Annotated in this window: 10 protein-coding genes; 7 read left to right on the forward strand and 3 right to left on the reverse strand. The window is 59.0% G+C overall.

What is annotated here, in order from left to right; all coding sequences use genetic code 11:
- The first annotated feature begins 61 nt into the window (after nucleotides 1-61).
- The 7 genes from HXX25_RS05240 (at nucleotide 62) to HXX25_RS05270 (ending at nucleotide 7718) form a co-directional block, all read left to right on the forward strand.
- Nucleotides 62-964, forward strand: a complete 903-nt coding sequence (locus tag HXX25_RS05240; RefSeq protein ID WP_187167449.1) for a flagellar motor protein MotB — start codon at nucleotides 62-64, stop codon at nucleotides 962-964.
- Nucleotides 965-1064: 100 nt separating this feature from the next.
- Nucleotides 1065-2894 carry an SLC13 family permease gene (locus HXX25_RS05245; RefSeq protein WP_187167450.1) on the forward strand — a complete coding sequence of 610 codons (1830 nt, stop codon included), beginning with the start codon at nucleotides 1065-1067 and terminating at the stop codon, nucleotides 2892-2894.
- A 46-nt stretch (nucleotides 2895-2940) separates the two neighbouring features.
- The gene (locus tag HXX25_RS05250) at nucleotides 2941-3705 is read left to right on the forward strand and encodes an arginyltransferase (RefSeq protein WP_187167451.1); all 765 of its coding nucleotides are present in this window, start codon (nucleotides 2941-2943) and stop codon (nucleotides 3703-3705) included.
- Between the two features lies 1 nt (nucleotide 3706).
- The gene (locus HXX25_RS05255) at nucleotides 3707-4822 is read left to right on the forward strand and encodes a TRAP transporter substrate-binding protein (protein WP_187167452.1); all 1116 of its coding nucleotides are present in this window, start codon (nucleotides 3707-3709) and stop codon (nucleotides 4820-4822) included.
- Nucleotides 4823-4825: 3 nt separating this feature from the next.
- Complete coding sequence (locus HXX25_RS05260) at nucleotides 4826-5605, forward strand: TRAP transporter small permease subunit (protein ID WP_187167453.1); 780 nt, start codon at nucleotides 4826-4828, stop codon at nucleotides 5603-5605.
- Entirely contained in the window at nucleotides 5606-7195 is a 1590-nt protein-coding gene (locus HXX25_RS05265) for a TRAP transporter large permease subunit (protein WP_187167454.1), read from the forward strand.
- The gene (locus tag HXX25_RS05270; RefSeq protein ID WP_187167455.1) at nucleotides 7188-7718 is read left to right on the forward strand and encodes a GNAT family N-acetyltransferase; all 531 of its coding nucleotides are present in this window, start codon (nucleotides 7188-7190) and stop codon (nucleotides 7716-7718) included. The genes HXX25_RS05265 and HXX25_RS05270 overlap by 8 nt, the downstream gene beginning before the upstream one ends.
- Here the strand turns inward: HXX25_RS05270 and HXX25_RS05275 are convergent.
- Genes HXX25_RS05275 through parC form a run of 3 tightly spaced genes read right to left on the reverse strand, consistent with a single transcriptional unit; the run spans nucleotide 7715 to nucleotide 11613 of the window.
- Nucleotides 7715-8725: a M48 family metallopeptidase gene (locus HXX25_RS05275; protein ID WP_187167456.1), complete on the reverse strand. Its 1011-nt coding sequence runs from the start codon at nucleotides 8723-8725 to the stop codon at nucleotides 7715-7717. The two genes, HXX25_RS05270 and HXX25_RS05275, sit on opposite strands and share 4 nt — an antisense overlap.
- 10 nt (nucleotides 8726-8735) lie before the next feature.
- Nucleotides 8736-9296 carry a LemA family protein gene (locus tag HXX25_RS05280; RefSeq protein WP_187167457.1) on the reverse strand — a complete coding sequence of 187 codons (561 nt, stop codon included), beginning with the start codon at nucleotides 9294-9296 and terminating at the stop codon, nucleotides 8736-8738.
- Nucleotides 9297-9333: 37 nt separating this feature from the next.
- The gene (gene parC, locus HXX25_RS05285; protein WP_187167458.1) at nucleotides 9334-11613 is read right to left on the reverse strand and encodes a DNA topoisomerase IV subunit A; all 2280 of its coding nucleotides are present in this window, start codon (nucleotides 11611-11613) and stop codon (nucleotides 9334-9336) included.
- Nucleotides 11614-11647: the final 34 nt, after the last annotated feature.

Here is an 11647-nt window from a genome sequence, read left to right on the forward strand (position 1 = left end):
GACTTTAACTGTGTTGGGACATACTCCGACCCCTGAGAAGAACAAACAAGGTGGTGCGGTGATGGCTTCGGATAGACCGATTATCATCAAGAAAATCAAAAAGGGCGGCGGCCATGGCCACCATGGCGGCGCCTGGAAAGTGGCCTATGCCGACTTCGTGACGGCAATGATGGCCTTCTTCCTTTTGATGTGGCTCATCAATACCACCACGCCCGAACAGCGTCAGGGCATTGCCGACTATTTCGCGCCCGCCAGTGTCAGCCCGACCAATTCCGGCGGCGGCGGCATTCTGGCCGGAACGGCACTTGGTGAAGGCGGTAGCGGCCGGGGCGCGTCATCCACCATCGAACGCCTTTCGCCCGACGCCCAGGACGATCCGGACACGCCCGAGGAATCTTCGGAACAATCCAGCCAGTCAGCCAGCGCTGAAGCTATGGCGGCCGCACGTGAACGCCGCGAACAGCAATCCCAGTTCGCGTCGGCAGAAATGTCCTTGCGTCAGTCCCTGCAGGAAATGCCGGAGCTCGCCGAACTTACCCGTCAGCTGATCATCGAGGAGACGCCGGAAGGCCTCCGCATCCAGCTGGTCGATGAAGAAGGCCGTCCGATGTTCAACCCGGGCTCGGTCCAGCCCAATGAGCGCGCCGTCGTGCTTCTCCGGGCCGTGGCCGAAATCGCGCAGCAATTGCCCAATCGTATCGCCGTCTCCGGCCATACCGATTCCGGCCCTGCGCCCGGCGACACCTATACCAATTGGGATTTGTCTGCCGATCGCGCGAATGCCGCTCGTTCGATCCTGCAAGGCGGTGGCATAACCGATGACCGTATTGCCGAAGTGACCGGCCGCGCGGGTTCCGAGCCACTTTATCCGGATGATCCCTACATGGCGGGCAATCGCCGGATTTCGATCCTGCTCCTGCGCGAAGCGCCTGTTATTGCGCCGGGACACGGCCTGAACAGGTAATCCACAGCTGACGGCAAAAAGGCCTCGCCTCACGCCGCCTTACTCATGCTAGTCTTTGCAGCCCGCCTTGATTGCGGGCGCAAAAGACAGGGCGTGAGGGATGCTCGAAACCATCGCAGAGACATGGCAAATGTGGGCCGCCATGGCCCTCGTGGCGATTTCGATTGTTTTCTATATCTGGGAAAAATTCGCGATCGAGATCGTATCCTCGGCCATCGTCGCCGTTGTCCTTGTTTTCTTCCAGTTCTTTCCCATTGCGACCAACAATCCCGGCGCCACAGAAATTCTCGCGGGCTTTGCGAATCCGGCGCTCCTGACCATCATGGCGCTCCTGGTGGTGGGTCAGGGCATATTCCAGACCGGTGCCATGGATGGCCCGACTCAGCGCCTGTTGACGTCCTACGACAAACGCCCACGCACTACGCTGGTATCCATGTTCTTCTTCCTGTTCGTGGTCAGCGCCTTCATCAACAATACGCCGGTCGTGGTGATGTTTATTCCCATCCTCGTGGCCATTGCGGGCCGGATGGGGGCATCCCCGTCGAAGATCATGATCCCACTCAGCTATGTCTGTATTCTTGCCGGGATGACGACGCTGATCGGCTCGTCCACCAATCTTCTTGTGTCCGACAGCTATGCCGCCTTCACCGGCGAGCATCTCAACTTCTTCGCGCCATCGGGATATGGTATCATCCTCGCCGCGATCGGCGTGATATATGTCGCCTTTATCCTGCCGCGTCTGTTGCCGGAACGCGCGACAATGGAGCGGGAAATTGCCGGCGGTGACGGCAAGCAATTCATTGCGCAACTGGAAGTCACTCGCTATCACCCCCTGCGCGGACAATCTCCGGTCGCCGGCATGTTTCCTGACCTCCCCGATATCACCGTCCGGATGATCCAGCGCGGCGAACACGCGATTTTGCCACCTTTTGATGACGTGAAATTGCGTACTGGCGATTTGTTGATTGTGGCCGCAACCCGCAAGACATTGTCCGACCTGTTGTCATCGCGGGCCGAGTATTTGCGCGGACTGCTGCAAAGCAGACCGGGGAGTGATGAGCCAACGCCGGGCGAACGCCTCGGCCTGTCAGAATCGGTTATCCCTCCGGGTTCCCGGCTCATTGGCCGCACTGTCGAGCAGATCGGTTTTCGCCACCTCACCGGTTGCGTTGTGCTGGGTGTGCAACGCCGGTCACGCATGATCCGCAAGAAGATGGGCGAAATCCGCATTGAAGCCGGCGACGTCCTGCTGCTCTTCGGCAAGGCCGAGGCGCTGCGGACCCTGAGAAATGACCGCGACCTCCTGTTGATGGCGTGGGCGACGACGGATTTGCCCGATCCGCGCCGTGCGAATTACGCCCTGATAATTTTTGCAGGCGTTATCGTCGCCGCCGCCACCAATCTGATGCCGATCGTTCACGCCTCGATTCTCGGCGCGGTCGCCATGATTGCCGCCGGGTGCCTGAATTCGCGGCAAGCCGCGCGGGCGATTGATATGCGGGTCTATCTCCTAGTCGGCTCGGCCTTTGCGCTCGGCACAGCCCTGCAAGCCACCGGTGCCGCCAACTTCATCGCAGGAACGGTCGTTGCAACATTTGAACCCTACGGTCCCGTTGCCCTGATCTCCGTGCTTTTCCTTCTGATCGCCTTGTTGACCAATGTTTTGTCTAACAATGCCACCGCCATTCTCTTCACGCCCATTGCCATCGCGGCAGCCAACCAGATGGGACAGGATCCAACGCTCTTTGCGCTGACGGTCCTGTTTGCTGCAAACACCTCATTTGCAACGCCGATCGGCTATCAGACCAATCTCCTGGTGATGGGGCCCGGCCACTATCGGTTTGCGGACTACATCAAGGCCGGAGCGCCGCTTGTATTTATTCTCTGGATCACCTTTACCGCCATCGCAGCATTCCATTTCGGCTTCTGACGATGCAAGGTGGATTTGAAATCGCAACAAGGATTCGAGCAGCGCTGTGACACATCCGTTCACAACCCGGCAAATCCCTTTCTACCTGACAGCGTCAGGACCGTGCCCCTATTTGCCCGGCAAGTTGGAACGCAAGCTGTTCACGCGGCTGGAGCCGGGCGACGGCCCCGCATTGAATGATGCGCTGACCCACGCCGGGTTTCGCCGCTCCCAGGCCGTGCTCTATCGACCCGCCTGCGAGGGCTGTGACGCCTGCCGTTCGGCGCGAATTCCTGTGGCCGAATACCGCTTCTCGCGCTCAAACCGTAAAGTCCTGAAAGCCAATGCGGATTTGGCCCGCAACGAGCAACCCGCCCACGCCACGATGGAGCAATTCCAGCTTTTGTCGCGCTATCTCGATACCCGGCATGGCGATGGCGACATGGCCGGCATGAGCTTTGCCGATTATGTCATGATGGTCGAAGATGGGGCCCAACGCACGGATGTCGTCGAATACCGCGATGAAGCCGGTGTGTTGCGGGCCGCTGCCCTGATTGACCGCCTCCGCGACGGCCCGTCTCTGCTCTATAGCTTCTTTGATCCCGAACAACCTGCCCGCAGTTTTGGGAAATTCGTCATTCTGGACGCGATAGCCTGGTCCCGGAGTGAGGGCCTGCCATTTGTCTATCTGGGTTATTGGGTGCCGGGCAGCGCCAAGATGGCTTACAAATCGCGATACCGGCCGCTGGAAATCCTGACGTCGTCGGGGTGGCGGCGTTTTGAAGACACTGAATTCGGCAGACAGACCGAAATGGATTTTGGGGGAGATTGATATGGATCGCCGGGACTTTTTGAGCGGGGCAAGTATTGCCGCCGCATCCGTTGCCACTGCCTGCAGTCAGGGCGAGGAAAGCAGCGTTGCATCGCCGAATGTCCAGACCCGCAGGGCACGCCGTTTGCGCATGGTGACAACCTGGCCCGCCAACTTTCCCGGACTTGGCACTGCTGCGGACAGGGTGGCAGAATTCTGCAACACGATGTCGTCCGGATCGCTTGAAATTCAGGTCCATGCGGCCGGAGAAATCGTCGGCGCATTTGAAGCCTTCGATGCGGTCGCAACCGGCACGGCCGACATGTATCACGCCGCAGAATACTACTGGCAGGGCAAGTCCCCGGCGTTCAACTTCTTCACGGCGGTGCCGATGGGCATGACTGCCACAGAGATCATGGCCTGGGTCGAGTTTGGCGGTGGTCAGGAACTTTGGGAGGAATTGGGCCGCGAATTTGGCGTCGTCGCTTTTCAGGCCGGCAATTCCGGCCACCAGATGGGCGGCTGGTTTAAACGCGAGATCAACACACTGGAAGATTTCCGCGGCCTGCGCATGCGTATTCCGGGGCTGGGTGGCAATGTGTTGCGCGAATTGGGCGGAGCGGCGGTTGCCCTCTCGGGCGGCGAAATCTATCCCGCCCTGCAGAACGGAACGATTGACGCCACCGAATGGGTGGGCCCCTGGAACGACCTCGCTTTCGGATTTTATCGCGAAGCGCCGTATTATTATGGCCCCGGCTTCCATGAGCCGGGCTCGGCATTGGGCCTCGGCATCAATGCCGGTGTCTGGGACAGCCTCGAGGCAGATCACCAGGCGATCATTCGCGCCGCCTGCCGCGCCTGCAACCACATGGCACTGGCGGAGTATGCACACCAGAATGCCATCGCGCTCAACGTGCTCCAGAATGAACATGGCGTGCAGTTGCGATCCTTCTCCGACGAAGCCTGGCTGCGGATCGGTGAAATTTCCGAACAGGTCGTCGCAGATGTGGCCAATACCGACGCCATGACCCGGCGTGTCTATGACAGCTATATCGCTGCCCGAAACCGGGGACGCGACTGGGGCCGGATTTCCGAATATCCCTATTTTGCGCAACGCGAACGCGTTCTGGGCGGCTAGACCATGCGCGGCGGAGACTGGCTGGTTGTCCTGATCATCATTGGCAGCGTCTTTCTGACGCTGCTGGATGGCATGACCGCAGGCGGCGTATCCGGCTGGATAAACACCAATCTCTACCAGACCGCCCGTCCGGTCGGTATCGCCCTTGGCTGGGTCGGGCTGGTGGCTTCCCCGCTCCTCGCCCTGCCCCTCCTCGGTGGATTTTGGGGCCGTTTTTCCGGACTGCCCGGACGTCTTGAAGCGGTGTTTCGAAAGCTGATTTCCATTTTCGATGGCGTCAGCACGGTTATCGGGGATGCGGCCCGCTGGCTCGCGCTCGGCCTGGTGATTGTCACTGCCACGGTCGTGATCCAGCGCTATGTCTTCGGCTTTGCGTCCACAAAGCTGCAGGAAAGCGTGGTCTACATGCACGCCTTGCTCTTCCTCCTGTCGGCCGGTTCGACCTTGCTGGCCGATGGCCATGTGCGGGTCGATATCGTGTACGCAAAACTGTCCGAGCGGGGTAAGGCCTGGACCGACATGATCGGCACCTATCTGGGCCTCTTTCCCATGGCGCTGCTCATCCTCTGGGTCTCAACACCCTATATCAATGCAAGCTGGCGTATTCTGGAACGCTCCCGCGAGAGCGACGGCCTGCCACTGGTTTTCATTCTGAAAACGGCGATCCCGGTTTTCGCCGTCTTGGTGATCTTGCAGGGCCTGGCTTCCGCCATGCGGGCCGCGCTGACGCTTTCGGGCAAGGCCGCGCCCGGCCACGTCAAAGCCGTCGATCAGGAACTCTAGATGAATATCCTCATCGACCTCCTGCCATTCCTCATGTTCGCAATAGCGTTCGCGGCACTGCTGCGCGGCTATCCCGTCGCCTTCACCCTCGCCGGTGTCGCCTTGCTCTTTGCCGGTATCGGTCTCGCGCTTAATGTGTTTGATCCCATACATTTGCGCGCCTTTCCGCAGCGCATCTACGGCAACATGATGGAGATGGACCGGTCCATTCTGGTCGCCGTCCCGCTTTTCGTCTTCATGGGCGTGATGCTCGAGAAATCGAAGGTCGCGGAAGAATTGCTGGAAGCCATGGGCGCCCTGTTCGGCACGCTTCGTGGCGGGCTGGGCATTTCGGTGGTCGTGGTCGGCGCCCTTTTGGCCGCGTCGACCGGCATTGTCGGGGCAACCGTCGTCACCATGGGCCTTCTGTCTTTGCCGACCATGCTGAAGCGAGGCTATGATCCCGGCCTCGCCGCAGGGTCGATCGCCGCAGCGGGAACACTCGGGCAAATCATTCCGCCTTCCATCGTGCTCGTTCTGCTCGGCGATCAGATTTCGAATGCCTATCAGGAAGCGCAACGTGCCCAGGGCATTTTCTCGCCGGACATCGTCTCGGTCGGGGACCTCTTCGCCGGGGCGCTCATTCCCGGACTGCTGCTGGTCGCAGCCTATATCGGCTATCAGATATTCGTCGCCATCACGCAGCCTTCGAAAGCGCCGCCAGCGCCACTCGAAAACAAGGTCTCGGTGTCCAGGCTCCTGCATGCTCTGATCCCGCCCCTCGGCCTGATTGTAGCGGTTCTGGGGTCTATTCTCACCGGGCTGGCAACACCGACGGAGGCCGCCGGGGTAGGCGCAGTAGGCGCGACCTTCCTGGCCGGGTTCCGCAATGCCGGCGCCGATACAAACCCGAAGGCCGGACAACTCCTTGCTGGCGTCGGCGCATTGTCCCTCTTCCTCCTTATCGCCATGACATTGATGTTCGATCTGCGAGTCGGACGCGAGAACATATCGGCCCCTGACCAATTCGGTCTTTATCTGGCCTATACCTTTGTTGCGATCACCATTGCCGGCGCGCTAGCCGCGCTATGGCGGCTGAAAAAGACCGGCGTGCTCGATGATGTCATGCGCGCAACCGCCCAGATTTCGGCAATGGTGTTTGTTATCCTGATCGGCGCAGCGCTCTTTTCCCTGATATTCCGGGAACTGGGCGGCGACGCGACGGTGCAGGCCGCGCTGGAAGCCGTCCCTGGCGGCAAATGGGGTGCGCTCGCCATCGTCATGCTGGTCATGTTCCTGCTCGGCTTCTTCCTCGACTTTATTGAAATCACCTTCGTCGTCGTGCCGATTGTTGCACCGATCCTGTTGATGATGGGCATTGATCCGGTCTGGCTGGGCGTCCTGATGGCGTTGAACCTGCAAACCAGCTTCCTGACGCCGCCATTCGGGTTTGCGCTTTTCTACCTTCGTGGCGTCGCCCCGCCGACCGTGACCACCGGCGCGATTTATCGCGGTGCCCTGCCGTTCGTCGGCATCCAGCTGATCGTCATCATTCTGGTCGCACTCCTGCCCTGGTTGGCGACCGGCCTGCCGGAATTGCTCTATGACTAGGCCTCTTATCGCTCCTGTCATCGAAACAGAACGATTGCGCTTGCGTCCTCTCAAAGCCGAGGACTTCGACCCTGTTTGCCGCATCTGGTCCGATCCAGAGAATGTACGTTTCGTTGGCGGAAAACCCTCACCACCATCCCGGTCCTGGTCGCGGGTCGTCTCCAGCGCGGGATATTGGCCCATACTTGGATACGGTTATTGGGCGTTGGAAGAGATCGCGTCGGGCGACTTTATCGGCCTTGTCGGCTTTGCGGATTTCAAACGCGACGAACCCGCCGGTTTCAGCGGCGACCCGGAAATAGGTTACGTCATCGACAAGGCGGTACACGGCAAGGGCTATGGCCGTGAAGCCATGACCGCCTGCATGAAGTGGATGGATGAAACGCACGGACGCAGCCGCACCATCTGCATGATCGAGCCGGGGAATACGGCCTCGATCAGAATCGCGCAGCACCTCGGCTATCAAACCTATGGCGAAGGCGAAATCGACGGCACAAAAGTTTTGCTGATGGAGCGTCTTTAGACCGACGGCACGCTGGTGCTTCGCACCCGTCTCTGGCCGCCCGCAAATTCAATCAATGCCTCGATCCGCTTTTCAATCGGCGGATGGGTGGCGAAGACACCTGCAAAACCGGCCTTCGGATTTTCAATCATCATTTCGCGGACACCATCCGGCGCATTGTCCATTTCGGCATGGCCAGAAATCTTCTCCAGCGCCGAAATCATGGCATCCGGATTTCGCGTCAGTTCGACCGCGCCGGCATCCGCCATGTATTCGCGTTTGCGCGACAGGGCAAAGCGAATGGCAATCGCCAGGAAATAGGCCACCGCCACGATGGCGATGGCGATAATCATCAACAGCGCCGCATTGCCGCGTCGTCCCGAAGACCGGCCGCCCAATCCGCCCCAGAAAAGCGAACGGAAGACGATCTGGGCGACGAATGAAAAGATACCGACAAAAATGACCGATATGACCAGCAGCCGGACATCCCGGTTCAGAATGTGGCTCAGTTCGTGGGCGAGAACAGCTTCCAGCTCGGCCTTGTTCAGCTTCGCCATCAGGCCGCGTGTCACCGTAACGGTGTATTGTTTATCCGTCAGGCCGCTCGCATAGGCATTCATCATGTCCGTTTCGATCACCTTCAGCTTCGGCATGGTGATACCGCGCGAAATACACAGATTTTCAAGCAGATTATAGAGTTCGGGTTCTTCCTGCCGGGTGACCGACTGCGCTCCGGTCGCCATGTCGATCATGGTTTGATGGCCGAACCAGGCAATCACGAACCAGATGCCGGCGATGATGATCGACCACAGCGCCATGGTAGGCCAGCTGTCGATCGCGGCGGAAAAATCTGCGCCAAGATCCATTACACCCTGCCCGGAAGAATAGGTGTCTCCACCCATACCGGTCAGAACGAGCGCGGCGGCAAACGCCAGCAACATCAACAGGAACGGAAATCCAGCCAGAAGCAGGATGGATTTCAGATTATTGTTCCAGATATGCGTGCGGAGGCCGACCGCGCCCATCATGCTGGCAGTCCTAGAATTTTACTTCAGGCGCATTTTCAACAGACGCGCGATCCGCAACTTCGAAAAATTCACGCTGGCTGAAGCCGAACATGCTGGCAAATACCACCGCCGGGAATTGCTCGACAGCCGTGTTGAATTCGCTCACGGCATTGTTGAAGAAGCGGCGGGCCGCAGCGATCTTGTTTTCAAGATCTGCAAGCTCGTTCTGGAGCGACAGGAAATTCTCGTTCGCTTTCAGGTCCGGATAGGCTTCGGACAGAGCAAAAATCTGCCGCAAGGCCCCTGTGAGCATGTTCTCGGCCTGCGCCTGATCTTTCACACTGCTGGCATCAACCGACGCCTGACGCGCCTTGATGACGTTTTCCAGCGTCTCTTTCTCATGGCTGGCATAGCCTTTGACCGTGTTGACCAGGTTCGGGATCAGGTCGACCCGCTGTTTCAACTGCACGTCGATATCGCCCCAAGCCTGATTTGTGGTCTGCCGCAAAGCGACCAGGCGGTTGTAAATGCCGATCACAAAGAAGGCGATCACGACCACAACGACCAACAAGATAATCCATTCCATAAGCATTCCCTCCGGATTCATTTGAATCGAAACTAGTGGCTGATTACGCCGAATCCATGGCGCGCGCTACTGCTACAGGATCCGACGGCATGAATTTTCCCGTCTTCGGGAAACCCCGGGGGCGCGCCGTGCCCGCTTGTGCGCGCTTGCCATCCCAATCCTTCCAGTCTTCAAAGACATGACGGCGACCGGCGCCATCAATCCAGGCCAGCCCTTCATCAGGATTGAAGGTCGCGACATCGATCAGTTCAGCACCCTTCCCCCCCATCAGGCGGACGCCCTTGCCGCGCGACATTTGCGGAAGATCAGCAATGTCAAAGATCAACAACCGCTTCTTGTCATTGGAAACGGCAATCTTGCTACCGATAACCGACACACAGGCAATCGCCTCGCCATCTCCGACATTCAAGGCCTGCTTGCCACCCTTTTTGGTCGCGAAGACGTCGGCTTCCTTGACACGGAATCCGTTTCCGGCCCGGGAGGCGATCAACAACTCCCGCTCGGGGTCGTGTTTGAATAATGCGATAGGCGCAGCGTCCTCTGGCAGGCCGGCATGAAGCCGCAACGGATCTCCATGACCGCGGCCGCCCGGCAGTTTCGAAGCATCTATCGCGTAGAATTTTCCGTCCGTGGCAAACAGGATCAGCTTGTCGATAGTCTCGCACTTCACGGTAAAGAGCGCGCTATCGCCCTCCTTGAAGGCAATCGTGCTGATGTCATGGGCGTGACCTTTCAGGGCGCGTATCCAGCCCTTCTGGGAGACCACAACCATGATCGTTTCGCGAATGATCAGCGATTCAGCGACCGCGTCTGCATCATATTCCACAATGCCGGCAAAATTGATTTCCGTCCGGCGTGCGCCGATAGCGGTTTTCGGACCGAAGGCCGTTTCAACCTCGGCAATTTCGCCGTCGACTTTTTCCCATTGAACGGATTCCGAACCAATCAGCGTCTTGAGCTCACCGCGCTCACTCTGCAGATTGCCTTCTTCCTTCCGGATCTCCAGCTCTTCCAGCTTCCGCAAGGCACGAAGGCGCATATTGAGAATCGCTTCGGCCTGCCGGTCGCTCAGCTGGAAATGCGCCATCAGCTTTGCCTTGGGCTCATCTTCAAAGCGGATGATCCGGATCACCTCATCCAGATCCGCATAGACGATGATGTAGCCGGCCAGCACCTCAAGCCTGTCTTCCACCTTGGCCAGTCGGGTTGTGGCACGTCGCACCACGACTTCGCGGCGATGGTCCAGCCAGATGCGCAAGACGTCCTTCAGGCTCATCACGCGGGGTGTGCCCGTCGGATCCAGAACATTCAGATTGAGCGAAATCCGGTTTTCCAGCTCGCTCATCTTGTAGAGCGCTGCCATCAGGAGTTCGGGCTCTACATTTTTGCTCTTGGGCACCAGCACAAGGCGAATATCCTCGGCGCTCTCATCGCGCACATCTTCCAGGAGCGGCAGTTTTTTCTGGTCCAGCAATTGGGCAATCCGCTCAACCAGCTTGGATTTCTGGACCTGATACGGAATCTCGGTGACAACAATCTGCCAGGTACCGCGGCCAAGGTCTTCGGTTTCCCATTTTGCGCGCAGACGGAAGCCGCCACGTCCGGTCTCATAGGCCTCGCGAATGGATTCCGGGGATTCCACACAAATCCCACCGGTCGGGAAATCGGGCCCTTTGACCGACCGCAGCAGCTGGGCCACCGAGGCATCCGGATTGGCAATCAGTGTGCGCGACGCCCGGCACAGCTCATAGGCATTGTGCGGCGGGATGGATGTTGCCATCCCCACCGCAATACCGGTGGCACCATTGGCCAGAAGATTGGGGAAAGCCGCGGGCAGAACAATCGGCTCTTCCTCTGAACCGTCATAGGTCTCGCGAAAATCAACCGTGCCCTGATCAATGTCCTGCAAGAGCAGCTCGGCCGCTTCGGTCAGGCGGGTCTCGGTGTACCGCATGGCGGCCGCACCATCACCGTCAATATTGCCGAAATTGCCCTGTCCCTCGACCAGCGGGTATCGCGAAGCAAAATCCTGCGCCAATCGGACCAGCGCGTCATAGACAGCCTGGTCACCGTGCGGGTGAAATTTACCGATCACGTCCCCGACGACCCGGGCAGATTTCTTGAAAGCATCCCGCGGATTCAGCTTGAGCACGCGCATGGCGTGAAGAATGCGTCGGTGCACGGGTTTCAGCCCGTCACGAGCGTCAGGCAAAGCCCGTTGGGTGATGGTCGAGAGCGCATAGGCCAGATAGCGCTTTGACAGCGCTTCATCGAAGGGTTCTTCAAAAATTTCCCCGCCCTCGGGGGTAAATACATCGCCCATGCCGCACTCCTGATTCGGACCCGGCCAGTATGCC

Origin of the sequence: Hyphobacterium sp. CCMP332 (assembly GCF_014323565.1) — a bacterium.
Classification (GTDB): Bacteria; Pseudomonadota; Alphaproteobacteria; order Caulobacterales; family Maricaulaceae; genus Hyphobacterium.